The organism is Gemmobacter caeni (assembly GCF_003054195.1).
Lineage (GTDB): Bacteria > Pseudomonadota > Alphaproteobacteria > Rhodobacterales > Rhodobacteraceae > Gemmobacter > Gemmobacter caeni.
The window spans coordinates 79,301-104,507 of the sequence record NZ_QBKP01000011.1 but is presented as its reverse complement, the minus strand read 5'-3'; the positions used below and the strand labels follow the sequence as shown (position 1 = coordinate 104,507).

The window sequence follows — 25,207 nt, the reverse complement described above, 5'->3', positions numbered from 1 at the left end:
CGATGAAGTATATGGCGACTTACGACCTTATGGAAACTGCCCGCAACACAAATGAATGGCTTGGGGCAACCGCACGGGCCATGGCCTCTTACCCGGCTTTCGCACTTTCCACCAATCCGCTTGTCAACCTCACCGCCGCATGGGGCGAGGTGACCGAGCGGACCTTCGGTCGCATGGTCGCCAAGCCCGACTGGGGCATCCGTTCGATCGTCGGGCCGGACGGGCAGGATCACCTCGTCGACATCAAGCAGGTGGTAGAAAAGCCCTTTGGCGACCTGATCCAGTTCTTCGTGCGCCGCCGCCCGCCGATGGCCCGCAAGATCCTCGTCGTCACGCCGATGTCGGGCCACTACGCCACGCTGCTGCGCCCGACCGTCGCCAGCCTGCTGCCCGATGCCGATGTCTATGTCACCGACTGGCACAATGCCCGCGACATCCCGGTTTCGGCCGGGAAATTCGATGTCGAGGATTACACGCTTTATCTGGTCGACTTCATGCGCCACCTCGGGCCTGACACCCATGTCATCGCCGTGTGTCAGCCGGTGCCGCTGACGCTGGCCGCCACCGCGTATCTCGCCGCAGAAGACCCCGCTGCCCAGCCGCGCTCGCTGACACTGATGGGCGGGCCGGTGGACCCGGATGCCGCCGCGACAGAAGTGACCGATTTCGGTCGTCGGGTCACAATGGGCCAGCTGGAGCAATGGGCGATTCAGCGTGTGGGCTTCAAATACAAGGGCGCCGGGCGGTTGGTCTATCCGGGGCTGCTGCAACTCGCGGGGTTCATGTCGATGAATGCCGAAAGGCATTCCAAGGCATTTACCGACCAGATCATGCGCGCCGCGCGTGGCGAGTCGTCGGACCACGATGCCCACAACCGCTTCTACGATGAATATCTGGCGGTGATGGATATGACCGCAGAATTCTATCTCTCGACGGTGGAGCGCGTCTTCAAGAACCGCGAAATCGCGCGCAACGTCTTTACCGTGGCGGGCAAGAAGGTCGACATGGGCGCGATCACCAATGTCGCCGTGAAGATCGTCGAGGGCGAGAAGGATGATATCTCGGCCCCCGGTCAATGCCTTGCTGCGCTGAAGCTGCTGACCAACCTGCCCGAGTCGAAAAAGGCGCAGCACCTTGAACCCGGCGCAGGCCATTACGGCATCTTCGCGGGCAAGTCCTGGCGCCTGAATATTCGTCCGCTCGTGCTGAGCTTCATCGACGCCAATTCCGGCAAACCGGCGAAAGCGCCAGTGAAGCTCGCCGTTTCCAAGTAATCAGCGCAGAAGCATCGGGCCGCGCAGGAATTCCTCCAGCGCGGCCGTCACCACCTCGGGCGCTTCCAGCGTCAGAAGGTGCCCAGCCCCCTCAATCATCCGCAATTTGGCAAAGGGCATCAGCCCGGCCACCAACTCGTGCCGCCGCGGCGGGACCAGCGTATCGCGTGCACCGCCCAGGATCAGGGCAGGCACCGTCGCGCGGCGCAGGGTCTTTTGCTGGTCTGGCCGCCGCTGCATGGCGCGCGACTGCGCAAGGTAGACGCCTTCGCCCAGATGATCCGCCATCTCGCGCAACAGTGCGGTCATGGCCCCCGTGCGTGGCCCGGCTTCGTCCAGCGGGTATTCCTCTGCCACCGCCTGAAACAGCCGCCCCGCGCGCGCGGCCACCATGCGCGCCTCGCGCGCGGCAGCGATATTTGCGGGTTCGGCCAGCGGATCGGTAGAGATCAGCGCTATCCGGCTGATCCGGTCGCCCGCGCGCCGCAGAACATCCAGCGCCACATCGCCGCCCAGCCCCTGCCCTACCACAACCGCCCGGGGCGGCAGTTGCGGGACGAGCGCGGCTGACATTTCCTCGACCGTATGGCCCTGCGGCTGGGCGATCATCACAGGTCGGTGCCGCGACAGATGCAGGATCTGATGTTCAAAGGCACGGGCGTCGCAAAGCAGCCCTGGAATCAGGATGACCGGCTCGTTCATGGGCCTCAAGACCTTGTGGATCACCGCGTCTGAGGGCGGTGTTGCCGACAAGGTTACTGCAAGGCCCCCGCGCGGACCAGAGTGCCCCTTCGCGCGGCGGCGACGGCGGGCATTTGCGCCACAGCGGTCAAAGGACCGCGTCAATCTCGCCAAGGCTGGCCGTGATCAGATCAAGACATTCGGGCGTCGAGAAGCGGTGATCCGCCCCCTTCACCAGACAGAGCCGCAGGTCAGGGCTTTCGGCATGATTTAGAAGGCGCAGCGCCACCGCAGGAGGCACATCCACATCCGCCGTGCCCTGCAACAGCCGCACCGGGAAAGGCAGCGGCAGGGGGGTGCGCAGGACCAGCCGGTTACGGCCGTCCTCAATCAGCTTGCGTGTGATGACGTAGGGCTCGTCCGAATACTCCGAGGGCTGCTCCAGCCGCCCGGCCATCACTGCGGCGCGTTCGGCTTCGGTAAAGCCCGCCCACATCAGATCTTCGGTGAAATCCGGCGCGGCGGCGATACCGATCAGCCCGGCGATCCGTTCCGGCATGGCGCGCGCTACCAGAAGTGCCATCCAGCCCCCCATGGACGAGCCGACCAGGATCTGCGCATCCTCGGTCAGGCTGGCCACTGCCGCAATCGCATCTTCGGCCCAGTCGCCGATGCAGCCATCCAGAAAATCGCCAGAGGATTGGCCATGGCCGGAATAATCGAACCGCAGGAAGGCACGGCCCTGCGCCTCGGCCCAGGCTTGCAGATGTACTGCCTTGGTGCCCGTCATGTCAGATTTGAACCCGCCAAGGAACACCACCCCCGGCCCCTTTCCCGCTGTGCGGTGATAGGCGATGCGGCGGCCTTGCGGCGTGGTCAGAAATTCGGGCATGGCATTCTCCTTTGCCCGAGTCTTAGCAGAGGCGCGCGGAACGGCTCAACCGATGCTCTGCGCCAGAACGCGGCCGATTTCGTTGAAACTTCGCCCGCTTTCGGCCCGCCACTGGTTGAACGCCGCCTGCACCGGCAGCATGGACTTCTTCGACTTGGGCGCCGTGTCCACCACGCCTTCCGCCACCAGCCGCGCCACCACATCCTGCGAGAGGATGAAGCTTTCCTTGCCCATCCACCGCAGCAGGTAGGCGCCGGTATTGCCGCCCAGACGGCTGCCATTCTTCGTCAGCCAGTCCAACAGGCCGACATAATCCTCCACCGGCCAGTCGGCGATACGGCGGGCGAAACCGCCTTCGGCTTCGTTGGCCCGACGGATGAACGCGGCATTGTCACGGATCGCCGCAATCTTCGGTCCGCTGCGGATGACACGGGTATCCGCCAGCAGCGCATCAAACCACGCATCGTCCATCATCGACACGCGGCCCACATCGAAGCCGCTAAAAGCCGCTTCGATGCCAGGCCATTTGGCATCGACCACCGTCCAGCTTATGCCCGCCTGAAAGATGCCGCGCGCCATGGAGGCAAGCCAGCGGTCCCCCGGGATGGCGGCAAGTTCGGCAGCCGGTTTCACCGGCGTGGCGCCAGCAAGAACCGCCTCGGCGCTACCCTTACGGGCCGCCGCGATGGTCAGAATTTCATCAAAGCTGCGCATCGCCACCCTCCCCCACCTGGTCGGTCCAGCGTGGCAGAACCGCCCGCGCCCGGCAAGAAGGCGCGACAGTGGCTTGACGCCGCCCCGCACAGGGCGCAAAACCGCGCCGACATACCCGCAACCGGGCGTTCCGTGGGCGCCAAACCGACGAGGAGGATGGCCATGAGCCAGATTTCCCTGACATTCCCCGATGGCAACAAGCGCGACTTCACGACGGGCGTCACGCCTGCTGAAGTGGCTGCCGCCATTTCCACCAGCCTTGCGAAAAAGGCGATCAGCGCGACGGTGAACGGCGCGCACTGGGATCTGCAATGGCCGATCCCGGCGGATGCGACCATCGCCATCCACACGATGCAGGACGAGGCACAGGCGCTGGAACTGATCCGCCACGACCTCGCGCATATCATGGCGCGTGCCGTGCAGGAGATCTGGCCCGATGTGAAAGTCACCATCGGCCCGGTCCGCGACTATGGCTGGTTCTACGATTTCGACCGCGCAGAACCCTTCACGCCCGAAGACCTCGGCCAGATCGAGGCGCGGATGAAGCAGATCATCAACGCCCGCGAGCCGGTGAAAACCGAAGTGTGGGACCGCGCGCGCGCCGTCGAATATTATCGCGGCAAGGGCGAACCGTTCAAACTGGAGCTGCTGGACCGGATTCCCGAAGATCAGGACATCCGCATGTATTGGCATGGCGACTGGCAGGATCTGTGCCGTGGCCCGCACCTGCAACACACGGGCCAGGTTCCGGCCGATGCCTTCAAGCTCACGCATGTCGCTGGCGCCTATTGGCTGGGCGATGCCACGCGCCCGATGCTGCAACGCATCTATGGTGTGGCATTCCGCAACCGCGACGACCTCAAGGCGCATCTGACGATGCTGGAGGAGGCCGCAAAACGCGACCACCGCAAGCTGGGCCGCGAGATGGACCTGTTCCACCTTCAGGAAGAGGCGCCGGGCATGGTGTTCTGGCATCCGAATGGCTGGACCGTCTATCGCACGCTGGAAGACTATATGCGCAAGCGGCTGCGGCAGGCGGATTACAAGGAAATCAAGACGCCGCAAGTGGTTGACCGCGTGCTGTGGGAGAAATCCGGCCACTGGGAAGCCTATCGCGAGAACATGTTCATCGTCGAGGTGGACGAGGAAGGCGCCAAGGAAAAGCGCATCAATGCGCTGAAGCCCATGAACTGCCCCTGCCATGTGCAGGTCTATAATCAGGGCCTGAAATCCTACCGTGACCTGCCACTGCGGCTGGCCGAATTCGGGTCGTGCCACCGCTATGAAAGCTCCGGCTCCATGCACGGGCTGATGCGGGTGCGTGGCTTCACGCAGGACGATGCGCATATCTTCTGCACCGAGGATCAGATCGAGGCCGAATGCGCGGGCTTCATCGGCTTGCTGTCGTCGGTTTACCGCGACCTGGGGTTCGAGAAGTTCGACATCAAACTGTCCACCCGTCCCGATGTGCGTGTGGGCAGCGACGAAATCTGGGACAAGGCCGAGAATGCGCTGCAAAAGGCCATTGAAAGCCTTGGCCTGCCCTATGAGATCAACCCCGGCGACGGGGCGTTCTACGGGCCGAAACTCGACTTCAAGCTGACCGATGCGATCGGGCGCGAATGGCAGTGCGGCACGTTCCAGGCCGATTTCAACCTGCCTGTGCGGCTGGATGCGGAATATGTTGGCGAGGATGGCGCCAAGCATCGCCCCGTCATGCTGCACCGCGCCGTTCTGGGCTCGTTCGAGCGCTTCATCGGCATCCTGATCGAGAACTATTCTGGAAAGCTGCCGTTCTGGCTGGCCCCGCGGCAGGTCGTTGTCGCCTCCATCGTTTCGGACGCCGATGCCTATGTGCATGAGGTGGTCGCCGCGCTGAAAGCGGCGGGCATCCGGGCCGAGGCGGATACCCGGAACGAGAAGATCAACTACAAGGTCCGTGAACATTCCGTCGGCAAGGTGCCCGTGATCCTTGCCATCGGCATGAAAGAGGTGGAAGATCGTTCAGTATCGGTGCGGCGTCTGGGCGAGACGCGCACGGAAACCGTTGCGCTGGACCAGATCATCCCGCAACTGGCCAAGGAAGGGCAGATGCCCTGACGTTCGCCCGGACGTGCTGCTGAAGACCTGAAGAATTGGGCGGTCCATTGGCCGCCCAAGCTATTTTCTTGATTTTTACCAAGCCCGTGTCATCATGGATCAAGTGACGACAGACTTTCGACCGCCTTCTGCCGGACAGGCAGCCGGAGAATTGGAAGACCTGGCTGCACGGCCCACGGTAATTCCGCCGCGGGATGTCTGATGAAGGAGAGACGGCATGCCGACCGGCACCGTGAAATGGTTCAATGCCACCAAGGGCTATGGCTTCATTGCACCCGACGATGGCGGCAAGGACGTGTTCGTCCATATCTCGGCGGTGGAACGCGCCGGGCTCAAGGGTCTGAGCGACAACCAGAAAATCGGTTACGAGCTTCAATCGGGCCGTGACGGCCGTTCGTCGGCTGGCGATCTGAAACTGCTCTGATCCGCCCGGATCGAAGCGGTACGCTGCGGCCCCGCGAGGGGCCGTTTGCATTTTGCAGCCGCGTTGAACGGCTTAACCCAGAATCGCGCCCTGCACTGCGGCATCCCAGCCCAGAAACCACTTACCCTCCGATTCGATGACCGGCCGTTTCATAACGGTCGGCTGCGCGGCAAGCTGCGCCTCCGGTTCGGATGCCTTCAGAAAATCGTTAAAACTACGATAGGTGGTCGAGGATTTGTTGATGATCCGATCCCCGAACTCCACCACCAGCACCGCAATTTCCGCCTCGCTGAGCGGCTCTTTACGGATATCGCGGAACGTCACCGCATGACCCGCCGCCTCGATGGCCTTCAGAGCTTTCTTGCATGTGTCGCAGGTGGAGATGCCGTAAAGGATCATCTGACGCTCCATGAATTTACCAGTTTCCCGCAGTAGCCCGCACCTGGCGGGTGGGCAAGCATGTATTCCACTTCTTGGGGAAAACCCGCCATTTCCTGACAAGGAAGTGGCAGCCCGTAGGGGAGTCGAACCCCTCTTTTCAGGTTGAAAACCTGACGTCCTAACCGATAGACGAACGGGCCGTGGCCGGTGAGGGGCTATCTAGCGGCGCGTTGGCTGCGGCGCAAGAGGAAAATGCGACAGTTTCGCATCAAGCGCGCGCCGCATCCTCCAGACGCAATTGCACCCGCGTGCGGCCACCATAGCTGTTCAGCTCCAGCCGCCCGGCAAGATGGAAACGCTGGTGTCCCGCGTTCTCCAGCGCGGGGCCAAGCGGGCCGTCGAAGGCGCCAAAGGCGATGGCGTCAATCTTCGGGCCACTGCCATCCCCGAAGCTGAGCCGCAGATGGCTTTCGCCCACGCGACGCGCGCTGACCGCCTGATCGGCAAAGGCAAAGCGCGGGGCCGGGGCGGCAGCGCCAAAGGGACCGGCGTCCTCAAGCTGTTCGATCAGCGCGGGGCTGACCGCCATTGGGCTGAGCAGACCGTCCAGCCGCAGGTCAGCGGGGCCAGTGGCCCCCGCCCCCTGCCGCTTCAGCAGTTCGGCCAGCCGCGCCATGGCGGGTTCGATCTGATCCTCGGCCACCGTCAGACCCGCCGCCATCTTGTGCCCGCCGCCCTTCAGCAGCAGCCCTTCGGCCGCGACCCGCTGCACCGCTGCGCCAAGGTCCACGCCAGTCACGGACCGGGCCGATCCCTTTCCGATGCCGCCCTCAAGCCCGATAACCACGGCGGGACGGTTCGTCGCCTCTTTCAGACGCGCGGCCACGATGCCGACAACGCCCGGATGCCACCCTGCCCCGGCGGCCCAGACCAGCGGACCATCCAGCCCGCGGGCTTCGGCCTGCGCGAGGGCCGCGGCACGCACCGCCGCCTCGATCTCGCGCCGCTCGGTGTTGAGCTGGTCCAGACGTTCGGCCAGCGCCGCCGCTTCGGCCGGGTCATCGGTGGCGAGAAGACGGGCGCCCAGATCGGCCTGACCGATCCGCCCGCCCGCATTCACCCTTGGCCCCAGCAGGAAGCCCAGCGAGTAGGGCGTGGGTGCCTGATCCATCCGCGCCACATCGGCCAGCGCACGCAGCCCGGCGCGTTCGCGCCGCGCCAGCACCCGCAGCCCCTGCCGCACGAAGGCACGGTTCACCCCGATGAGCGGCGCCACGTCGGCCACGGTGGCCAGCGCCACCAGATCGAGCAGCGCCATCAGATCCGGTCCCTGCACGCCTTCGGCCCGCAGACGGCGGTTCGCCTCGACCAGCAACAGAAACACGACCGAAGCCGCGCAAAGATGTGCAAGACTGCCATCCTCGTCCTGCCGGTTGGGGTTCACCACCGCGACGGCATCGGGAAGCGTCTCGCCGCCAAGGTGGTGATCCAGCACCACCACATCTGCGCCCTTCGCGGCGGCGATGGGCTCATGGCTCAGCGTGCCGCAATCGACGCAGATGATCAGGTCATGCGCAGCGGCCAGCGCCTGCATGGCAGGCACGTTGGGACCATAGCCCTCGTCGATACGGTCGGGGATATAAAGCGTCGCAGGCCGCCCCATGGCGCGCAACCACGTCAGCAGCAGCGCGGCGGACGAGCCGCCATCCACATCGTAATCGGCGAAGATGGCAATGCGTTCGCGGTTGCGCAGCGCCTTCAGGAAGCGTTCTGCCGCCGGGGTCATGTCACGCAGGCTCAGCGGATCGGGCAGCAGGTCGCGCAGCGCGGGGGCGAGGAAAGCCTGCGCCTCCTGCGGGGCCACGCCGCGTTCGGCCAGAACCTGACACAACGCGGCGGGAAGCCGCGTTGCCTGGGCCAGCGCCTCGGCCTGCCGGGTGACCGATGGGTCGGGGCCAAGCCAGCGCCGTCCGGTCAGCGAGGCTTCGACATTCAGAAAAGCTCGATCCGTCATGCGCCCGTCCTGACCGCTTCGCCCCGTGCCCGCAAGGGGTTTGCTGCCTTACCAGTGCCCTGTATTCGGCATCGAGGTCCAGGGTTCGGCCGGCGCCTGCGCCGTGCCCGCCTGCAACAGCTCCACCGATACATTATCCGGGCTGCGGACGAAGGCCATACGACCGTCGCGCGGCGGCCGGTTGATGGTCACGCCATTGTCCATCAGATGCTGGCAGGTGGCATAGATGTCCGCCACCTCATAGGCCAGATGGCCGAAATGGCGGCTGTCCGAGGGCAGGCCATCATCGCCATCCCAGTTGTAGGTCAGTTCCACCGGGCATTCCGGCTGACCGGGCGGCGCCATGAAGACCAGCGTGAACCGGCCCTGTTCGTTTTCATAGCGCCGCGTTTCCTCCAGCCCCAGCAGGCGATAGAAGGCCATGGATTTTTCAAGGTCCAGCACGCGGACCATGGTGTGCAGATATTTCAGCTTCATCGGATTCCCTCGCCTTTGGCCGTGGCGGCTGTGCCGCCGGTAGCGGAAACATAGGGTCAAATCCGGCGGATGCCAGTCAGAAGCTGGACTGGATGCCCAGCGTCACGCCCAGCCCGCGCGAGCTGTACAGCCCGACATCGGAATGGTTGCGGGCCGCGCGGATATCCAGTGTCGGTGAAAAGCCGTAAAACTGCACATCCTCATGCTGGATCGAGATATCCAGCGACATGCGCCGGTCTTGCCGCCCGTCACGCAGATCAAAGGGCGAATCCGGGTAGTCGCGCGCCTCGAAGGTCAGCGCACCGCCAACCGAAAACCCGGCCAGAGGCCGGGCCTTGTCCCAGGCCAGACGGGCCGTGACGGCATTGTTGCGCAGGCCAGGGCTGTCGGTCGCGGTAACACGCCCTCCCAACGTCAATTGAAGCCGGTCCTGATTGGCGAGCTGGCGCTGCACTCCGAAGGTCAGCGACACGACATCCGCCGAACGCACCGCGGAATCGAGCCGCCATTGCCGTTCCGCGCTCAGCGCCACCATGCCCGCCACACCGTTCCCAAGCGGCCGGTCTGCCTGTGCCTCCAGCCGCAGCGCGTTGGACAGGTCATAGCCACCCGCCCAGTCATGCGAGGCATAGGCCCCGAATCCATAGGTTGTCTGGCCGGTTTCGGGGCGCCAGCGGCGGCTGATGCCCGCCTCGACGCTGGCGCTGTCATAGTCGCGGCCAAGAGCACCGGGCGCGATGCGCTTCGCTTCGGATGAAAGCTGTACCTTGGTCTGTTCCGCGCGGAAATGCAGCGCGGTCATCGTGGTGGCGGTAGGGGGCAAGCGGTAGGTCACGCCGAACCCGGCAGTCGCCTCCACCCCCGACAGCGCCTTCTGCGCGCCGGTAATCTCGATCTCGGGGCCCAGCCAGGGGATGCCCGGATTGGTGTAACTCGCCTCGGTCGATCCGTCGTTCACGTTGGACGAAGGATTGGCGCGCAGGTTGAAGTTCCAGAGCCACGGATTGCGCGAACGGACGAAATCGTAATCCTTGGCCACCGCTGCCCGGCTGGCGTCGTCCGGCGCAGCCTGCGCCGCCAGACGCAACCAGAGCTGGCCGCGCGTGACATAGCCATCTTCCACCAGCGAGCTTGCGACGAACATCGCCGCCCCGAACCGGGCCTGTTGCTTGTCGCTGATCCGGTAGACCTCGCGCGCATCAGCCCGCGCGCTGCCCGCGCGGCCCAGCTTCAGCCGGGCCTGTGCCCGCAGCATCAGCGCGGCGGTATCGCCTGCATCCCGTGCCAGCAAAGCCTCGGCGAGCGCCTCGGCGCCCCGGGCATCGCCCTCGGCCATCATCGCATAGCCGATGCGGCGCAATTCCTGCGCCGTCATGGCATCCTCGGCCCGGATCTGGGTTGGCCCCAGCAGGGCGGCGGCGATCAGCCCCGCCGCCAGCCGGAACCGCAGCGGCCGAAGCATCGTCAGTTCGTGCTCGCCTTCTTGCGCTTCAGGATGAAGCCGCCGGTCTCGCGCGTGGTCACGCCCGACCAGCGCGGGTCGTCGCCTTCGACCACAACCACACCAACCACCCGCTCGGCATTCTTGCCCGAGACGATGGCATAGTAGTTGCCTTGTTCGAAGCCTTCGATCGCCCCGCTGCCATTATAATAGCTGGAAGAGACGGTTCCGACGATCTCGCCATTGTCGTCCATCACGCCCTGCTGCACGCGGAAGCGGATTTCCGGCAGACCGTCCTGCTTGCGATCCGACTCCGCGGACAGCGCGGCCACCACCTCGTCGGTGATTTCCTTGCCGTTGATATCATAGATCTTGCGGTTGTAGATGCGGCCCTTGACGCCATTGCCATCGTTGAAATCGTCGTAGTCGATATCCATGGTCATGTCAGCGCGGCCATATTCAAGCCCGCTCTTGGCCTTGAAATCCCGCAGCGAATCGAACTTGCCCTTGTAACGCGCCTGGCCGCGATAGTCGGCGGTATTGGTGCCCTCGGCGGGCAGAGTGACCGATCCGTTCCGCTGATAGATGAACCCGCCGAAGCCGTAATCGACATAGCCGCCGGTGCGGACGATGGCGAATTCGACCTGCCCGTCGCTGCTGACACCATAAAGCGCACGGTGCTGGATCTGCTCGATCCCGTCCAGGGTGGGCTTTCCTTCGTAAACCGCCACCTTGCCCAGCGAGCCGACCTTGGTGCCACGGGTATAGGCATTGTCGCCATCAAAGGGCAGGCCATCCACGCTGAACGTGTCACTGTCGCGGTTGTAGCTGACCTTCGTCACATAGCCGTTGCCGCTGTCGCCATCGGTGGAGGCCGTACCCCGCGCCTCGTACCGGACGATCCGCTTATCCGGTTTGGGGCTGGCGGTGCCGGGAGGCAGCTCGCGGTCGCTGTCAATTCCGCCATCGGTCCCGCCGTCTGTGCCACCATCGGTGCCCCCGTCGGTCGGGTCCTCGAACGGGCTGCCGCTACAGGCAGACAAAAGCAGAAGCGCGGCAAGCGCCGTACGAAGCTGAGACATGATAACGGTCCTGTGACACTGCTGCGTTTTTCTTTCCAGATTTTCCAAAATCCCTGTAAAGTCAACGAGTTTCGCACCGTTCATCACTTTGGATGAAGGCTGCGGCATCTCTGCACCACGCATCATCCGGTGGGTTATATGCGGGGCTTCGCCCAGATATAGTGGTTTCCGACTCATACGAAGGACCACACCATGCCCCTGACCCCTGAACAGCAAGCCGAGATCGACGCCCTGCGTGCGACCCCGCGCCCTACCCTTCGCGCTGTCTCCGAAGGGATGGAGGCCCATCTTTACCGGGCGCATCAGGTGCTGGACCACGGCTTTGTCCGGGTGATCGACTATATGGGCGACGATGCCGCCATCGTGCAGGCCGCGCGGGTCAGCTATGGCGCGGGCACGAGGAAAGTGAACGACGACAGCGGCCTGATCCGCTATCTGATGCGGCACTGGCATTCCACCCCGTTCGAGATGTGCGAGGTGAAGCTGCATGTGAAGCTGCCGATCTTTGTCGCGCGCCAGTGGATTCGCCACCGCACCGCCAATGTGAACGAATACAGCGCCCGCTATTCGATCATGGACCGTGAGTTCTACATCCCGACCCCTGAACATCTGGCCGCGCAATCGACGGTCAACAATCAGGGCCGTGGCGCCGTGCTGCAAGGCGATGAAGCGGCGCGGGTGCTGGAAATCCTGAAATCCGATGCCGCCCGCAGCTATGACCATTACGAGGAAATGCTCAGCCAGGACGGCCAGCAGGGCCTTGCGCGCGAATTGGCGCGGATGAACCTGCCCGCCAATATCTATACGCAATGGTACTGGAAGGTCGATCTGCACAACCTGTTCCACTTCCTGCGGCTGCGCGCCGACGCCCATGCACAATATGAAATTCGCGTCTATGCCGAGGCGATTGCGAAAGTGGTGGCGGACTGGGTGCCGGTCGCGTTTGGCGCTTTCGAGGATTACCGCATGGGCGGAGTCACCCTGTCGGCCAGGGCCATCGCCGTCCTGAAGCGTCGTCTCGCGGGCGAAACAGTCGCGCAGGAAGACAGCGGCATGAGCAAGGGCGAATGGCGCGAGTTCACCGAGGTCTGGGGCTGACCCCCGACCGGGCGCCACCTCCCCCGGGCCGGTGGCGCCGTCCAGTTTCCTGTCGATTCCCCTTGCACATGGCTCACCCTGCCCTATTGTCTCCCGCACCTCGGGGGGCCCTACTGGGCTGAGATGCGGCAACGCGGACCCGTTGAACCTGAACCGGTTAGGACCGGCGGAGGGAAGGTGCGTGGCCCGGCCATACTCCCGTCTCCGCCCGTCGCAGATAGGAGAATGACGATGAAATCTCTCAAATTTGCTGCGGGTCTCGCTTTTGTCGCCACATCCGTGGCGGCAGAGACCCCGGTACTGAACGTGCTGACCTATGACAGCTTCGTATCCGAATGGGGCCCCGGCCCGGCCATCGAAACGGGCTTCGAGGCCGAATGCAGCTGCGATCTGCGCTTCATACCGGCAGGGGACGGTGCCGCGCTGCTGGCACGCGTGCAACTGGAAGGCGCAAGGACCGATGCCGACGTGGTTCTGGGTCTGGACACCAACCTGACCGCCGCGGCCCGCGAAACCGGCCTGTTCGCGCCACATGGTCAGGCCCCCGAACTCGACCTGCCGGTCGCCTTCGAAGATGCGAACTTCGTGCCCTACGACTGGGGCTGGTTCGCCTTTGTCCACAACCGCACATTGGATGCACCGAAGAACTTCCGTGATCTGGCGGGATCGGACCTGAAGATCGTCATTCAGGACCCGCGTTCCTCCACCCCCGGTCTGGGCCTTTTGATGTGGGTGAAGGCGGCCTATGGCGACGAGGCGGCGCAGGTCTGGAAGGATCTGGCCGACAATATCGTCACCGTCACCCCCGGCTGGTCCGAAGCCTATGGCATGTTCCTTGAAGGCGAGGCGGATATGGTGCTCAGCTACACCACCTCGCCCGCCTATCACCTGATCTCGGAACAGGATGACAGCAAGACCGCCGCCGTCTTCGACGAGGGCAATTATATGCAGGTCGAAGTGATGGGCAAACTGGCCGCTTCCGACCAGCCTGAACTGGCTGACCGCTTTATGGCCTATATGCTGTCGGATGCGGCGCAGGCGGTGCTGCCGACGACGAACTGGATGTATCCCGCCCATGTACCCGCCGAGGGGCTGCCGAAGGGGTTCGAGACGCTGGTGCAGCCGACCAAATCGCTGCTGCTGGGCGCGGATGAGGCCGAGGCGCTGCGCGCCCCGGCACTGGAAGAATGGCGCGCCGCGCTGGCGCGCTGATTGCGGCGGGGCTGGCGGCGCTGACGCTGGGCCCCGTGGCAGTCGTTCTGGCGCAAGCCGGGCGCGGCGGGGTCGGCACAGCCGATCTGGCCGCATTGCGCTTTACGGTAACGCAGGCCGCGCTTTCCGCGCTGGCCTCCACCGCCTGTGCGGTGCCGCTTGCCCGTGCTTTGGCCCGCCGCCGCTTTGCCGGGCGCAGGCTGATGATCACTGCGCTGGGGGCACCCTTCCTGTTGCCGGTCATCGTGGCGGTGCTGGGCCTGCTGGCGGTTTTCGGCCGCGCCGGTCTTGTGAATGGCGGGCTGCGTCTGTTGGGTCTGGCCCCCGTCTCGATCTTCGGGCTGGGCGGCGTGGTGCTGGCCCATATCTTTCTGAACATGCCGCTGGCGACGCGAATGCTGCTGCAAGGCTGGCAGGCCATTCCGGCGGAACGCCTGAGGCTTGCCGCCAGTCTCGATTTCAGGCCCACCGATTTCTGGCGCCATATCGAGGCACCGATGCTGCGCGATGTGCTGCCCGGCGTGCTGCTCGCGGTCTTTGCGATCTGCCTGACCAGCTTTGCCGTGGTGCTGATTGTGGGCGGCGGTCCGGCGGCCACGACCGTGGAACTGGCAATCTATCAGGCGATCCGGTTCGAGTTCGACCTGCCCCGTGCCGCCACGCTGGCCCTGATGCAGGTGGGGACCTGCGGGCTGGCGGTGGCGCTGGCGTCCTTCTTCACCACGCCGGGCGGATTCGGCGCCGGCCTCGACCGTCAGGCCGATCTGCCCGCGCCCGGCGGCTGGCGGCAGCTGATCGACTTTGGCGCCATCGGGCTGGCGGCGACCTTCCTCGCCCTGCCCATCGGCGCAGTGGTGCTGCGTGGCGTTCCCGGCCTTGCCAGCCTGCCCGCAGGGGTCTGGCCCGGCCTGCTGACCTCGCTGCTGGTCGCCCTCTGCACCGCACCTCTGGCCGTTTCTGCCGCGCTGGTGCTGGCGCTGGCCCGCGCCCATGGGGCCCGCTGGCTGGAGCCGGTGGCGATGCTGCCCATGGCCGGATCACAGCTTGTTCTGGGCACCGGGCTGTTTCTGCTGGTCTTTCCGTTCGTGGCACCACCCGACATGGCGGTGCCGGTCACCATTCTGGTGACCGCCGTCATGGCGCTGCCCTTCGCCTATCGCATCCTTTTGCCAGAGGCGCGCGTGCTGGTGGCCGATTATGGCACGCTGGCGGAATCACTGGGCCTGTGTGGCTGGGCCGCGCTCCGCCTGCTGATCCTGCCCCGCCTCCGCCGCCCGCTGGGCTTTGCACTGGGATTGACTGCCGCGCTGGCGGTGGGTGACCTGGGCGTCGTCGCGCTGTTCGCGGCAGAGCACGGGGCGACCCTGCCCCTTGTGATTTCCCGCCTGATGGCCGCCTATCGGATGGAGGCGGCGGCGGCGGCGTCGCTTTTGCTGGTGATCGCGGCCTTCGGCGTGTTCTGGATATGTGACAGATGGGGGCGCGCCGGTGCTGAGCTTTGAGAATGTCACGATTCAGCAGGACGATTTCAGCCTGGTCGCCAACTGGCAGGCCGGGCCGGGCCAGCGTATCGCGGTCATCGGCCCCTCTGGGGCCGGAAAGTCGACCCTGCTGAATGCTCTTGCAGGCTTCATACCGCTGGCGTCAGGTCATATTCGCTGGGAAGGTCAGCCGCTGGACGAGCTGACGCCGGGCAGGCGCCCGCTGTCGATCCTGTTTCAGGATCAGAACCTGTTCCCGCATCTGACTGTGGCGCAGAACCTTGGCCTCGGGCTTGACCCCTCGCTGCGGCGCGTCGACTCGGCGGCGGTTGACCGGGCGCTGGAGCGGGTCGGGCTGGGGGGGTTGGGCAACAGGCGCCCCGCCGCGCTGTCGGGCGGCCAGCAAAGCCGCGCTGCGCTGGCCCGCGCCTTGCTGCGCGCCCGGCCGATGCTGCTGCTGGATGAACCCTTCGCCGCGCTTGGCCCGGCCCTTAAGGCCGAAATGCTGGCGCTGGTCGAAGAACTCGCGGGTCCGGCGCTGGTCCTCATGGTCACGCATGACCCCGAGGATGCGCAGCGCTTTTCTTCGCACACCATTCTGGTGGCTGATGGTGTCGCCGCCCCCCCTGCGTCAACGGAAGCGCTATTCGCCAATCCGCCACCTGCGCTGGCCCGCTATCTCGGCACATGAAAAAGCCCCGCAGTTTCCTGCGGGGCTTTTCGTTTCACAGGCGCCAGATCAGACCAGCTTCTTGCCCTTAACCTTGGCCCAGAGCCGCTTGTTGGTCAGGTAAAGCAGCGTCGAAAGGCCGATCAGGAACAGAACGGCGACAAAACCCATCTGTTTGCGCGCCATCAGTTTCGGCTCGGCGGTCCACATCAGGAAGGCCGACACGTCTTCCGACATGGCGTCCACCGTCGCGGGATGACCGTCGATATAGGTCACCTGATCATCCGCCAGCGGCGGGGGCATCTTGATCCAGCCGGTCGAGAAGGCGTGGTTCTCGTAATAGGTCTCGCCCGCTTCTTCCTTGGTCTCGCCGGTATAGCCGGTGAGAATCGCATGGATGTATTCCGGACCGCCGATGCCGTTGAACAGCTGGCTCAGACCCGTGCCGTAAGGGCCGTGGAAACCCGCACGCGCCTTGGCCATCAGGCTGAGGTCAGGGGCACCCGCGCCGGTGTTCGGCGGGAAGTGATCCGACGGGACCGCCTCACGCTCTTCGCCGGTGTCCTTGTCGACCACCGAGAAGTTCTTGGCATAGGCACGGACCTGATCATCGGGAAGCTGCGGGCCGCCCTCGTCCGAAAGCGTGCGGATCGACACATATTTCAGACCGTGGCAGGCCGCACAGACTTCGGTGAAGACCTGAAGACCGCGCTGGAGCTGGTTCTTTTCGAACTTGCCGAACGGACCTTCGAAGGAGAAGGCGACATCCTCGATGTGGCCGCCGCCACCGGCAGCCATGGCGGCGCCGGAGGTGATGGCCAGAGCCGAGATCGCGCTGATTGCGATTTTGCGAAGCATCTCAGTTACTTCCTTTCTCTCACTCGGCCGCGTGCGGATAATGGGCCTTGAAGTCTTCCTCGATGGTCGCCGGGATGGCCAGCGGCTTTTCGATCACGCCAAGAAGCGGCAGTATCACGAGGAAGTAGGCGAACCAGTAGGTCGCAGCGATGAGCGAGATCCAGTCATAGGGGAACTCGGTCGACTGGGCGCCAACCCACATCAGGACCATGAAGTCGACGCAGAGCAGCCAGAACCACCATTTGAACATCGGACGATACTTGCCCGAACGCACCGACGAGGTATCGAGCCAGGGCGCCAGCGCCATAACCGCGATCGCGCCGAACATCGCCAGCACGCCGAAGAACTTGGCGTCCACGATGCCGAAGGTGATGAACTGAACGAACTGCACCGCCCAGACGTCCGAAGTGAAGGCACGCAGGATGGCGTAGAACGGCAGGAAGTACCATTCCGGCACGATATGCGCAGGCGTCGCCAGCGGGTTCGCCTCGATATAGTTGTCCGGGTGGCCAAGGTAGTTCGGCATGAAACCGACGATGGCGAAGAACACCACCAGAATCACGGCCAGCGCAAACAGATCCTTGATGACGTAGTAGGGCCAGAACGGAACGGTGTCTTTCTTCGCCTCTTCCTTCGACCCGCGGCGCACATCGACCCCGGTGGGGTTGTTGTTGCCGGTGGTGTGGAAGGCCCAGATGTGTACGGCGACGAGGGCCGCGATCACGAAGGGCAGCAGGTAGTGCAGCGAGAAGAAGCGGTTCAGCGTGGCGTTATCGACAGCCGGTCCGCCCAGCAGCCAGGCCTGGATATCCGGCCCGATGCCCGGAATGGCGCCGAACAGGCCGGTGATCACGGTCGCGCCCCAGAAGGACATCTGACCCCAGGGCAGAACATAGCCCATGAAGGCGGTGCCCATCATGCAGAGGTAGATCAGCATGCCGACGATCCAGGTCACTTCGCGCGGTGCCTTGTAGCTGCCGTAGTAGAGCCCCCGGAAGATGTGCAGGTAAACGGCCACGAAGAACAGCGAGGCGCCGTTGGCATGCAGATAACGCAGGGCGAAGCCGCCGTTCACGTCACGCATGATGTGCTCGACGCTGGCGAAGGCCAGATCGACATGCGGCGTGTAGTGCATCACCAGCACGATGCCGGTCACGATCTGCAATGCAAGGCAGAAGGTCAGGATGATGCCCCAGATCCACATCCAGTTGAGGTTCTTCGGGGTAGGGATCATCAGCGTGTCATAGGCCAGCCCGACAATCGGGAGGCGCGAATGCAGCCACTTTTCGATGCCCGTCTTGGGCTCGTAATGGTCGTGCGGAATTCCGGCCATCGGTGTCTCCCTCAGCCCAGCTTGATGGTGTTCGGATCGGTGAACTGCGCCACCGGCACAGGCAGGTTACGCGGCGCGGGCCCTTTGCGGATGCGGCCAGCCGTATCGTAGTGCGAGCCGTGGCAGGGGCAGAACCAGCCGCCGAAGTCACCGGCGCCATTGCCCAGCGGCACGCAGCCGAGGTGGGTGCAGACGCCCATCATCACCAGCCACTCGCCCGCTTCGTCCAGCGTGCGGTTCTGGTCGGCGGCATCGGCATCCGGCTTATTGGCATTGTCGGCATGGGGATCGACGAGATCGGTCAGCGCAACGGCGCGTCCGGCGTCGATCTCTTCGGGGGTGCGGCGGCGGATGAAGACCGGCTTGCCAAGCCATTTCACGGTGAGCTGCGAGCCCACAGCCACATTGGAGACATCGACATGGATCGAGGCAAGGGCGCGCACGTCAGCCGAAGCGTTCATCTGGTTGATCAGCGGCCAGACCGCCGCGCCGGTAGCGACGGCGCCGGCACCAGCCGTTGCATAGTACAGGAAATCCCTGCGGGTGCCTGCGTGATCTTCTGCGTGGGACACGAGATCTTCTCCCTCTCAAGGGCCGCCTCATGCGACCCATGCAAATCAGGGGCGGCGGTCGCCCGCAGCCGTGATGGGCGGGTTTTAGCCAAGCGCCCCCGTCACGTCCAGCGGTCATAGGCGCGCAGGCCCCGGTTTGATGCGGCATTTTCGCATCATTCGCCCCTCGCAATGCCACAATGCCTGCGACACGGGCGCGTGAACTGCCTGTTACATCGGCACGTTAGGCAGGCCCGCAAGTGGCGGAGGCACCGATGATCAGGCCCTTTTGGAAAATGCTCGGCCGTGTCCAGCTGGTGCTGGCAGCTCTGTCGCTGAGCCTGATTCTCTGCGAACCGGCGGCGCGGCGCTATGGCGACCGGCTTCAGATCGCGCTGCCGGTCGTGGCCCTGGCCTGTGCCGCAGCGGATGGCCGGGCGGGCGAGCTGCTTTTGCGGTTTACCGGGGTGATTGCCGTTGCGCATGGCACCAAGCAACTGCTGGGCAACACGGCGCTGAACCGGCGGCCCGGCGGTGGCAGCGATGGCTTCCCCTCGGCGCACACCGCCGCTGCCGGTTTCGGCGCCAGCGCGCTGCTGCATGACTGCCTGCCGCCGCATCCGGTCGCCCGTGCGGTGGTGGTGATCGGGGCGGGTTTTGTGGGGGCCTCACGCATTCAGGCGCAGGCCCATGACATCTGGCAGGTTCTGGCCGGGGCCGTTCTGGGCTGGCTGGGAGAACGCGTGCTGCGCCGCGACAGCCGCGCACGCCGCACCGTGATCCGATGGCTTGGCAGCCTGCGCGCCGCCTGCCGCCGCAGTCTCTGGTCGCACCTGCCTTCCAGAACCTAGAAGCCCTTCGAAATCAAACCGTTGACGGGCGCGTCGCCAGCATCGAGGCTCGGCCGGAAAACTCGGCCTCCCAGGCGGCGAGATGCGGATGCGCTGCGCGCCACGGTCGGTCAGAATGCCGGAAGTCCAGGTAGGCCAGCGCACAACCCAGGGCGATCTGGCCCATGTCCAGCGGCCCGGCCAGATGACCGGACCACCGCCGTTCGGCCGCATCCAGCGCACGGGCGATCTTGGCCCACTGCCCTTCCACCCAGTCGGGATGCCGCCGCTCCTCGGGCCGCACCCGCGATTCGTAGACCATCAGGATCGCGGCATCGAGGATACCGTCCGCTGTCGCTTCCAGTGTCAGCACCTCCCACAGGGCGGGCGCAGGCGGGTAAAGCCCTGCGGTGCCCAGATCATCCAGATAGCGACAGATCACCCGGCTGTCATAAAGCGCCACCCCCTCGTCGGTTTCCAGCGCTGGAATCTTGCCCAGTGGATTGCGGTCCACCGGCATGGACCCAGGATCAACCGGCGTGCCCTGCGCCGCCACCAGTTCGACCCTTGGCAGCAGCCCGGTTTCGTGCAGCAAAACCATGACCTTACGCACATAGGGCGAGGTCGGGGAATGAAACAGCCGCATGATCCTGTCCTCCGGTCGGCGATTCGACTTCAGGCAGCATAGCCCCGCGATTTCGCGTTGGAACCTTTCCCGCTTCGGTGCAGGCTGTCACTTATAAGGGAGGATGCAATGACCGAAACCGTAACCGCGCTGGATCTGGAGCCCGAAAACCCGCTGCCCGACGACATCGCCGCCTATTTCGGCAAGTGTCAGGAAAAGCTGGGCATGATCCCGAATGTGCTGCTGGCCTATGCTTTCGACGCGGAAAAACTGCGCGCCTTCAGTGCGATGTATAACGACCTGATGCTGGCACCCTCGGGGCTGACCAAAGCGGAACGCGAGATGATCGCGGTCGCCGTTTCGGCGCAGAATGCCTGCGTCTATTGCCTGACTGCCCATGGCGCGGCGCTGCGCCAGCTTTCCGGCGATCCGGCGCTGGCGGAAACCGTGGCGCAGAACTGGCGCGTGGCCGATATCTCCCCCCGGCAGCGGGCCATGCTGGCCTTCGCGGTGAAGCTGACCAACCATCCCGCCGAAATGGGCGAGGCCGACCGGGCCACCCTGCGGGCGGAAGGATTCAGCGATGCGGATATCTGGGATATCGCCGCCGTCGCCGCTTTCTACAACATGTCGAACCGGCTGGCGGCGGCGGTTGAGATGCGGCCGAACCCCGAATATCACGCCATGGCGCGCTGAAATGAAAAAGACCGCCGGGTTTCCCGCGGCGGTCTTTCCAAAGCGATGGCTTGGCGCCAATCAGCCCTGACGGGCCTTGTAGCGCTTCTGGGTCTTGTTGATCACATAGACCCGGCCTTTACGGCGCACAACCTGACAGTCGCGGTGACGCGTCTTCAGCGAGCGCAGCGAGTTCTTGACCTTCATGGGTCGTCTCCTTATCGCGGCGCGCGTGCGCCTTCTTGCCTTGTGCCCCTTGCGGGACGAAAATGGTGGGCGGTACTGGGATCGAACCAGTGGCCACTACGATGTCAACGTAGTGCTCTACCGCTGAGCTAACCGCCCTGACTTGCCCCTGCCGCAGCCTTTGTAAAAACAAAGGACGCGGGCAGAACCGCGTCGTGGAGGGGTCTATAAAGAGAGTCGCAGCGGTGTTCAAGGGGTTTCGACAACAGAAAAATCCGCGCTATACCTTTTGACATGATCCACCGGACCGAAACCGAAGCCTATGTCCTGAACACCCCGCAGATCGGGCGGGGGCCGCTGGTATTTTCATCGCCGCATAGCGGCCGGGCCTATGATCCGGCGTTTCTCGATAACATTCTGCTCGATTCATCCCAGATCCGCAGCTCGGAAGACGCCTTTGTCGACGAGCTTATCGGCACGGCGCCGGCAGCGGGCATCCCGCTTCTGGCGGCGCGGGTACCACGGGCGTTTCTGGATCTGAACCGGGGCAGCGACGAACTTGACCCGGCAGTGATCGAGGGAATCGGCCGGGCGGCGCATAATCCGCGCGTCAGTTCCGGGTTAGGGGTGATTCCCCGTGTGGTGGCGCAGGGTCGCAATATCTATCGCGGAAAGATTTCCCTGGCCGAGGCGGAAGCACGCATCGCGCGGCACTGGCATCCGTGGCACGACCAGTTGAAGACACTGCTGCGCGAGGCGCATCTGGGCGCGGGGCAGGCCATCCTGCTCGACTGGCATTCCATGCCACATGAGGCGATCGAGGTGCATTCACGCCCCGGCATTGCCCATCCCGAGGTCGTGCTGGGCGACCGTTTCGGCGCTTCTGCGGCGCGCGAGGTAACGGATCGGATCGAGGCCGCCTTCCGCCGCGCGGGCCTGCGGGTGGTCCGCAATGCACCCTTCGCCGGGGCCTATATTGCCCAGACCTATGGCCGCCCGTCGCAGCAGCAGCATGTGGTGCAGATCGAAATCGACCGCGCGCTTTATATGGACGAAACAGCGATCCGCCGCAGTACGGATTTCACCGCCTTCCGGCAGGTGATCGGCGGCATCATCACCGAACTCGCGGGGGCATTCCGCCGCCCCGGCGGCGCGATGCCACTGGCAGCGGAATAGCGCCGCCCGGCCTCAACGTTCAGGCGGCAGATGGTCGCGCAGCCAGTCGGCGGCGAATTCGACGCCGTTATCACAGCCACAAAACCGGGCGAGGCGATCCAGTTCCGCCTCCAGCCGCGCGCGGCGTCCCGTTCCCATCGACACTCCGGCCTCGGGCCAGAAGGCACGGACCGCCAGCACGCCCCGGTCGCGCTGCGCCCTGGCATCCACACGCCCCACCAGCCGTGCGCCCTCCAGCACCGGAAAGACGTAATAGCCGAACCGCCGCTGCGGCTCGGGCACGAAAACCTCGATCCGGTAATGAAACCCGAACAGTCGCTCGGCCCGCTTGCGGTCGCGCAGGGCCGGATCGAAGGGCGAAAGGATGCGGAGGCGCCCTGGCGGTTCGGGCGGGTCGAACTGCGGCAGATCGGGACGGGCCAGATGGGTGCGCAGGCTGCCATCGGCCCCTTCCACCGCGACACGAATCGCAGCGCCCGAGGCCAGCGCGGCTTCGGACCAGACCTTTGCCTCATCCGGCGTGACAGCAGCCCAATAGGCCGCCAGCTCGCCCGGTGTTGCAAAGCCCAGCCGGTCCAGCGCGGTATTGCAGGCCCAGTCGATAACCGCTGCATCATCATGCAGGTGGGCACGCCATTCCGCCGGGATCACCCGCTCGGTCAGGTCATAAACCTTGCGAAACCCGTCGCGCCGCGTCACCGACAGCTCGCCCACGCGCCACAGATATTCCAGCGCCGCCTTTGACGGATGCCAGTCCCACCAGCCACCAGACCCGCGCGCCTCCCCCTCCCCCACATCGGCCGAGGTGACGGGACCATGATCGGCAACCCGTGCCAGCACCTCGTCAAACTTCTCGTGGAATCCCGCGCGCTGCCAGCCGGTCCAGCGCTGCACCAGACGGGCGCGATCCTGTTCAAACCGGCGCCGCCAGAACGGAAACCACGCCACCGGCAGGATCGAGGCATCGTGGGTCCAGTGCTCCCAGAGCAGCCGGTCACGCTCCATCAACCGGGCCAGCGCCTCGGGGCGATAGCTTTGACGCCGCGCCCACAGGATCATGTGATGCGCCCGCGATACGGTGTTGATGCTGTCCACCTGCACGAACCCGATCCGGGTGATCAGTTCATGCAGCGCCGCACCACTGGCCACACCTGACGGCGCCTCGGCCAGCGCATGACGGTCTAGAAAAATGCGCCGGGCGCGGGCGTTGGGAACAAGCGGGAGCTGAGACATGGCCGCAGGTTAGCAGCAGGCGCGCTACAGACAAGCCAGAGAACCCCGCGCCCGTGTCTGTTCCGCGCTGCATTCCGGCTTGCCACAGCAATTATGGATTGCAGCAGGCGAAGCGCCACCCAGGCGCCCAAGCGCAGACTTGCCGCAATGGTTCGATTTCGACGGTAGCCGCATCCTGAGCCCGGCCTGACCCGGCAGGGCAGCACGGCCCTCAGCGGCGGTCACCGCCTCTTGTGCCACTCCTGCCCACAGACTAAGTTCACGCCCCAAGGTTGTATCTTGCCAGTAGGAGGCCGTGCATGTGTCTGTTGTGTGTGCTTGGTGCCAAAAGTCCGGGTGAAGGGGATGATGGCCCCGGCGCAGAGATTCCCGCGCCCCCCGCAGGCAGCTCGCGCGCCCTGCTGGCCTATCTTGAGCACCCCAGCGCGCGCTGGAACGCCCTCACGGATCTCAAAACGCCCGTTGTCGTGACCTATTCCTTTCTGTCTAAAAAGGAATTGCCCTCACTGTCCGACGTCAACCCCTACGACAGTGACCGCTATATTCCGTTCAACGCGGCACAGCGCGAAGAATTCCGTAAGGCCGCCGACATCGCCATGAAAACCGCCGGGATCCTGCTGGTTGAAAGCGAGTCCGGCGGGGCGATGATCGACATTTACAACTCCATCAGCACCAATCGCTATGCGGGCTGGGCTAATTATCCTTGGGTAGACGGCTCGTTGCCAAGCGGCGGGGATCTCGTGCTGGATTTTCCGCAGAACACCAGTTACGCGCCCGGAACCTTCGCTTTCGAGGTGATGCTGCATGAACTGGGCCACGCTCTTGGTCTGAAGCACCCGTTCGAAGGCTCGGTCACCCTGCCGGGTCAGCATGACAACAGCAGCAATACCCTGATGTCCTACACGCAAAGCGGGAACAGTTTTTTCTCAAGCTACCGCTCCCTGGATACTGAGGCGCTTCAGAAGCTTTATGGCCAGCCACTGAACACGAAAGGCTGGCAGGTTGAGGCGGACGGCTTCGGCGTAAGTCTGAAAATGAGCAGCCGCTCGGAGTTCTTGCTTGGCCCCATTGGCCAGAGCACCCTCTCGGGCATGGGCGGGAATGATACGATCATCGGCGGCGGGGAGGATGATGTTCTCCGGGGTGGTCGTGGCGCTGACGTCCTGACAGATACGCAGGGCAGGCTCTACGGTGAAGGTGGGAACGACAGCCTGACCGGCGGCTGGGCGGACGAGTTACTGTTCGGCGGCGCGGGCAGTGACACGCTGCAAGGCGGCTCGGGTTCGGATCTGCTCCGCGGCGGAACGGGCGACGACCACATTACCTCGGACAGCGGTCGCTATGATTACGGGGATGATCTGCTTCATGGTGACGGCGGAAATGACACGCTCATCTCGACCTCGGGGAATGACATCCTGTCGGGCGGCGCGGGCGATGACCGGCTGGAGATGATCGGAGGCAATTCCACCCTGCTCGGGGGATCGGGCGCCGATGTGCTGGTCGTCCGCAGGAACAGCATTTACGCTGAGGTGAGTGGCGGTCGGGGGGATGACGTGCTGCGCCTGAGCGGCTGGGACCATGTGGTGATCATCGATCCGGCGCGGGACAAGGGCATCGACCGGATCATGGGCTTCGACACAGGGACCGACTCGATCCGTATCGACGGCGAGGCTGAGCCGGTATTCAGCCGCTATAGTGGTCGCAAGCTGGAAATCACCATCGGCGAGGCGCATCTGCGCTTCACCGATCTGGTCTGGGCTGACCGCGATCAGATCGTCTTCGTCTGACCGGCGCCGGGC

The 25,207-nt window shown here is 64.5% G+C and carries 25 protein-coding genes, 2 tRNA genes and 1 riboswitch; of the genes, 11 read left to right on the top strand and 16 right to left on the bottom strand.

Translation table 11 applies throughout. The annotated features are described in order from the left end of the window. Window positions 1-2: 2 nt before the first annotated feature. Window positions 3-1,274, top strand: coding sequence for a polyhydroxyalkanoate depolymerase (gene phaZ, locus C8N34_RS16655; protein ID WP_108129726.1), 1,272 nt, complete (start codon window positions 3-5; stop codon window positions 1,272-1,274). On the opposite strand, the gene C8N34_RS16650 is transcribed toward phaZ, so the two are convergent. The 3 genes from C8N34_RS16650 to C8N34_RS16640 all read right to left on the bottom strand — a co-directional run bounded on the left by C8N34_RS16650 (window position 1,275) and on the right by C8N34_RS16640 (window position 3,561). Further along, the gene (locus C8N34_RS16650) at window positions 1,275-1,976 is read right to left on the bottom strand and encodes an alpha/beta fold hydrolase (protein WP_108129725.1); all 702 of its coding nucleotides are present in this window, start codon (window positions 1,974-1,976) and stop codon (window positions 1,275-1,277) included. A 127-nt stretch (window positions 1,977-2,103) separates the two neighbouring features. Continuing rightward, the gene (locus C8N34_RS16645; protein ID WP_108129724.1) at window positions 2,104-2,847 is read right to left on the bottom strand and encodes an alpha/beta hydrolase; all 744 of its coding nucleotides are present in this window, start codon (window positions 2,845-2,847) and stop codon (window positions 2,104-2,106) included. A 45-nt stretch (window positions 2,848-2,892) separates the two neighbouring features. Then, window positions 2,893-3,561: a DNA-3-methyladenine glycosylase I gene (locus C8N34_RS16640; RefSeq protein ID WP_108129723.1), complete on the bottom strand. Its 669-nt coding sequence runs from the start codon at window positions 3,559-3,561 to the stop codon at window positions 2,893-2,895. Between the two features lie 162 nt (window positions 3,562-3,723). Between C8N34_RS16640 and thrS the strand changes: the two genes are divergently transcribed. Together thrS and C8N34_RS16630 are read left to right on the top strand one after the other, a co-directional pair. Continuing rightward, complete coding sequence (gene thrS / locus C8N34_RS16635) at window positions 3,724-5,661, top strand: threonine--tRNA ligase (RefSeq protein ID WP_108129722.1); 1,938 nt, start codon at window positions 3,724-3,726, stop codon at window positions 5,659-5,661. A gap of 217 nt (window positions 5,662-5,878) precedes the next feature. Further along, complete coding sequence (locus C8N34_RS16630) at window positions 5,879-6,085, top strand: cold-shock protein (protein ID WP_054302756.1); 207 nt, start codon at window positions 5,879-5,881, stop codon at window positions 6,083-6,085. Between the two features lie 72 nt (window positions 6,086-6,157). Here the strand turns inward: C8N34_RS16630 and C8N34_RS16625 are convergent, their stop codons facing one another. The 6 genes from C8N34_RS16625 to C8N34_RS16600 all read right to left on the bottom strand — a co-directional run bounded on the left by C8N34_RS16625 (window position 6,158) and on the right by C8N34_RS16600 (window position 11,480). Continuing rightward, on the bottom strand, window positions 6,158-6,484 hold the full coding sequence (locus C8N34_RS16625) for an arsenate reductase family protein (protein ID WP_108129765.1): 327 nt from the start codon (window positions 6,482-6,484) through the stop codon (window positions 6,158-6,160). 107 nt (window positions 6,485-6,591) lie between these two features. Further along, window positions 6,592-6,666, bottom strand: a tRNA-Glu gene (locus C8N34_RS16620). A 68-nt stretch (window positions 6,667-6,734) separates the two neighbouring features. Further along, the gene (gene recJ / locus C8N34_RS16615; protein WP_108129721.1) at window positions 6,735-8,480 is read right to left on the bottom strand and encodes a single-stranded-DNA-specific exonuclease RecJ; all 1,746 of its coding nucleotides are present in this window, start codon (window positions 8,478-8,480) and stop codon (window positions 6,735-6,737) included. A 48-nt stretch (window positions 8,481-8,528) separates the two neighbouring features. Continuing rightward, a complete protein-coding gene (locus tag C8N34_RS16610) occupies window positions 8,529-8,957 on the bottom strand; it encodes a VOC family protein (protein ID WP_108129720.1) in 429 nt (142 codons plus the stop codon). Window positions 8,958-9,033: 76 nt separating this feature from the next. Further along, window positions 9,034-10,419 (bottom strand): surface lipoprotein assembly modifier, encoded by a 1,386-nt coding sequence (locus C8N34_RS16605; protein ID WP_108129719.1) that lies wholly within the window; start codon window positions 10,417-10,419, stop codon window positions 9,034-9,036. A 2-nt stretch (window positions 10,420-10,421) separates the two neighbouring features. Continuing rightward, window positions 10,422-11,480, bottom strand: a complete 1,059-nt coding sequence (locus C8N34_RS16600) for a hypothetical protein (RefSeq protein ID WP_108129718.1) — start codon at window positions 11,478-11,480, stop codon at window positions 10,422-10,424. Between the two features lie 192 nt (window positions 11,481-11,672). Here C8N34_RS16600 and thyX point away from each other — a divergent pair, with 192 nt between their 5' ends. The 4 genes from thyX to C8N34_RS16580 all read left to right on the top strand — a co-directional run bounded on the left by thyX (window position 11,673) and on the right by C8N34_RS16580 (window position 15,962). Next, window positions 11,673-12,578 carry an FAD-dependent thymidylate synthase gene (gene thyX, locus C8N34_RS16595; protein WP_054302752.1) on the top strand — a complete coding sequence of 302 codons (906 nt, stop codon included), beginning with the start codon at window positions 11,673-11,675 and terminating at the stop codon, window positions 12,576-12,578. A 91-nt stretch (window positions 12,579-12,669) separates the two neighbouring features. Beyond that, window positions 12,670-12,770, top strand: a riboswitch (TPP riboswitch). Window positions 12,771-12,809: 39 nt separating this feature from the next. Further along, the gene (thiB, locus tag C8N34_RS16590; protein WP_054302812.1) at window positions 12,810-13,790 is read left to right on the top strand and encodes a thiamine ABC transporter substrate binding subunit; all 981 of its coding nucleotides are present in this window, start codon (window positions 12,810-12,812) and stop codon (window positions 13,788-13,790) included. Continuing rightward, window positions 13,766-15,292 (top strand): ABC transporter permease family protein, encoded by a 1,527-nt coding sequence (locus C8N34_RS16585; RefSeq protein ID WP_108129717.1) that lies wholly within the window; start codon window positions 13,766-13,768, stop codon window positions 15,290-15,292. Before thiB ends, C8N34_RS16585 begins: the two co-directional genes overlap by 25 nt. Further along, window positions 15,279-15,962 (top strand): thiamine ABC transporter ATP-binding protein, encoded by a 684-nt coding sequence (locus C8N34_RS16580; RefSeq protein ID WP_054302750.1) that lies wholly within the window; start codon window positions 15,279-15,281, stop codon window positions 15,960-15,962. The genes C8N34_RS16585 and C8N34_RS16580 overlap by 14 nt, the downstream gene beginning before the upstream one ends. A 48-nt stretch (window positions 15,963-16,010) precedes the next feature. Here C8N34_RS16580 and C8N34_RS16575 read toward each other — a convergent pair whose 3' ends face one another. From C8N34_RS16575 to petA, 3 genes are read right to left on the bottom strand one after another with little or no spacing between them, the layout of a single operon-like run. After that, window positions 16,011-16,799 carry a cytochrome c1 gene (locus C8N34_RS16575; protein WP_054302749.1) on the bottom strand — a complete coding sequence of 263 codons (789 nt, stop codon included), beginning with the start codon at window positions 16,797-16,799 and terminating at the stop codon, window positions 16,011-16,013. Between the two features lie 19 nt (window positions 16,800-16,818). Beyond that, on the bottom strand, window positions 16,819-18,132 hold the full coding sequence (petB, locus tag C8N34_RS16570) for a cytochrome b (protein ID WP_054302748.1): 1,314 nt from the start codon (window positions 18,130-18,132) through the stop codon (window positions 16,819-16,821). Window positions 18,133-18,143: 11 nt separating this feature from the next. Next, window positions 18,144-18,704 carry a ubiquinol-cytochrome c reductase iron-sulfur subunit gene (gene petA, locus C8N34_RS16565; protein ID WP_108129716.1) on the bottom strand — a complete coding sequence of 187 codons (561 nt, stop codon included), beginning with the start codon at window positions 18,702-18,704 and terminating at the stop codon, window positions 18,144-18,146. 254 nt (window positions 18,705-18,958) lie between these two features. Between petA and C8N34_RS16560 the strand changes: the two genes are divergently transcribed. Continuing rightward, complete coding sequence (locus C8N34_RS16560) at window positions 18,959-19,534, top strand: phosphatase PAP2 family protein (RefSeq protein WP_108129715.1); 576 nt, start codon at window positions 18,959-18,961, stop codon at window positions 19,532-19,534. A gap of 13 nt (window positions 19,535-19,547) precedes the next feature. Here C8N34_RS16560 and C8N34_RS16555 read toward each other — a convergent pair whose 3' ends face one another. Further along, a complete protein-coding gene (locus C8N34_RS16555; protein WP_054302745.1) occupies window positions 19,548-20,159 on the bottom strand; it encodes a glutathione S-transferase in 612 nt (203 codons plus the stop codon). Between the two features lie 108 nt (window positions 20,160-20,267). Between C8N34_RS16555 and C8N34_RS16550 the strand changes: the two genes are divergently transcribed. Then, window positions 20,268-20,834, top strand: a complete 567-nt coding sequence (locus C8N34_RS16550) for a peroxidase-related enzyme (RefSeq protein ID WP_108129714.1) — start codon at window positions 20,268-20,270, stop codon at window positions 20,832-20,834. 60 nt (window positions 20,835-20,894) lie between these two features. Here C8N34_RS16550 and ykgO read toward each other — a convergent pair whose 3' ends face one another. After that, window positions 20,895-21,020, bottom strand: coding sequence for a type B 50S ribosomal protein L36 (gene ykgO / locus C8N34_RS16545; RefSeq protein ID WP_054302743.1), 126 nt, complete (start codon window positions 21,018-21,020; stop codon window positions 20,895-20,897). 63 nt (window positions 21,021-21,083) lie between these two features. Continuing rightward, window positions 21,084-21,158: transfer RNA gene (locus C8N34_RS16540), tRNA-Val, on the bottom strand. Window positions 21,159-21,293: 135 nt separating this feature from the next. Here C8N34_RS16540 and C8N34_RS16535 point away from each other — a divergent pair. Then, entirely contained in the window at window positions 21,294-22,175 is an 882-nt protein-coding gene (locus C8N34_RS16535; protein ID WP_054302742.1) for an N-formylglutamate amidohydrolase, read from the top strand. Between the two features lie 12 nt (window positions 22,176-22,187). Here C8N34_RS16535 and C8N34_RS16530 read toward each other — a convergent pair whose 3' ends face one another. Next, complete coding sequence (locus C8N34_RS16530; protein ID WP_108129713.1) at window positions 22,188-23,408, bottom strand: winged helix-turn-helix domain-containing protein; 1,221 nt, start codon at window positions 23,406-23,408, stop codon at window positions 22,188-22,190. 299 nt (window positions 23,409-23,707) lie between these two features. Here C8N34_RS16530 and C8N34_RS16525 point away from each other — a divergent pair, with 299 nt between their 5' ends. Further along, entirely contained in the window at window positions 23,708-25,195 is a 1,488-nt protein-coding gene (locus C8N34_RS16525) for a hypothetical protein (protein WP_054302740.1), read from the top strand. Window positions 25,196-25,207: the final 12 nt, after the last annotated feature.

What these genes read in the sequence shown, in the direction of transcription:
- phaZ (WP_108129726.1), top strand. Translation starts at nt 3, where the DNA reads ATGAAGTATATGGCGACTTACGACCTTATGGAAACTGCCCGCAACACA.
- C8N34_RS16650 (WP_108129725.1), bottom strand. Translation starts at nt 1,976, where the DNA reads ATGAACGAGCCGGTCATCCTGATTCCAGGGCTGCTTTGCGACGCCCGT.
- C8N34_RS16645 (WP_108129724.1), bottom strand. Translation starts at nt 2,847, where the DNA reads ATGCCCGAATTTCTGACCACGCCGCAAGGCCGCCGCATCGCCTATCAC.
- C8N34_RS16640 (WP_108129723.1), bottom strand. Translation starts at nt 3,561, where the DNA reads ATGCGCAGCTTTGATGAAATTCTGACCATCGCGGCGGCCCGTAAGGGT.
- thrS (WP_108129722.1), top strand. Translation starts at nt 3,724, where the DNA reads ATGAGCCAGATTTCCCTGACATTCCCCGATGGCAACAAGCGCGACTTC.
- C8N34_RS16630 (WP_054302756.1), top strand. Translation starts at nt 5,879, where the DNA reads ATGCCGACCGGCACCGTGAAATGGTTCAATGCCACCAAGGGCTATGGC.
- C8N34_RS16625 (WP_108129765.1), bottom strand. Translation starts at nt 6,484, where the DNA reads ATGATCCTTTACGGCATCTCCACCTGCGACACATGCAAGAAAGCTCTG.
- recJ (WP_108129721.1), bottom strand. Translation starts at nt 8,480, where the DNA reads ATGACGGATCGAGCTTTTCTGAATGTCGAAGCCTCGCTGACCGGACGG.
- C8N34_RS16610 (WP_108129720.1), bottom strand. Translation starts at nt 8,957, where the DNA reads ATGAAGCTGAAATATCTGCACACCATGGTCCGCGTGCTGGACCTTGAA.
- C8N34_RS16605 (WP_108129719.1), bottom strand. Translation starts at nt 10,419, where the DNA reads ATGCTTCGGCCGCTGCGGTTCCGGCTGGCGGCGGGGCTGATCGCCGCC.
- C8N34_RS16600 (WP_108129718.1), bottom strand. Translation starts at nt 11,480, where the DNA reads ATGTCTCAGCTTCGTACGGCGCTTGCCGCGCTTCTGCTTTTGTCTGCC.
- thyX (WP_054302752.1), top strand. Translation starts at nt 11,673, where the DNA reads ATGCCCCTGACCCCTGAACAGCAAGCCGAGATCGACGCCCTGCGTGCG.
- thiB (WP_054302812.1), top strand. Translation starts at nt 12,810, where the DNA reads ATGAAATCTCTCAAATTTGCTGCGGGTCTCGCTTTTGTCGCCACATCC.
- C8N34_RS16585 (WP_108129717.1), top strand. Translation starts at nt 13,766, where the DNA reads ATGGCGCGCCGCGCTGGCGCGCTGATTGCGGCGGGGCTGGCGGCGCTG.
- C8N34_RS16575 (WP_054302749.1), bottom strand. Translation starts at nt 16,799, where the DNA reads ATGCTTCGCAAAATCGCAATCAGCGCGATCTCGGCTCTGGCCATCACC.
- petB (WP_054302748.1), bottom strand. Translation starts at nt 18,132, where the DNA reads ATGGCCGGAATTCCGCACGACCATTACGAGCCCAAGACGGGCATCGAA.
- C8N34_RS16560 (WP_108129715.1), top strand. Translation starts at nt 18,959, where the DNA reads ATGATCAGGCCCTTTTGGAAAATGCTCGGCCGTGTCCAGCTGGTGCTG.
- C8N34_RS16555 (WP_054302745.1), bottom strand. Translation starts at nt 20,159, where the DNA reads ATGCGGCTGTTTCATTCCCCGACCTCGCCCTATGTGCGTAAGGTCATG.
- C8N34_RS16550 (WP_108129714.1), top strand. Translation starts at nt 20,268, where the DNA reads ATGACCGAAACCGTAACCGCGCTGGATCTGGAGCCCGAAAACCCGCTG.
- ykgO (WP_054302743.1), bottom strand. Translation starts at nt 21,020, where the DNA reads ATGAAGGTCAAGAACTCGCTGCGCTCGCTGAAGACGCGTCACCGCGAC.
- C8N34_RS16535 (WP_054302742.1), top strand. Translation starts at nt 21,294, where the DNA reads ATGATCCACCGGACCGAAACCGAAGCCTATGTCCTGAACACCCCGCAG.
- C8N34_RS16530 (WP_108129713.1), bottom strand. Translation starts at nt 23,408, where the DNA reads ATGTCTCAGCTCCCGCTTGTTCCCAACGCCCGCGCCCGGCGCATTTTT.
- C8N34_RS16525 (WP_054302740.1), top strand. Translation starts at nt 23,708, where the DNA reads ATGTGTCTGTTGTGTGTGCTTGGTGCCAAAAGTCCGGGTGAAGGGGAT.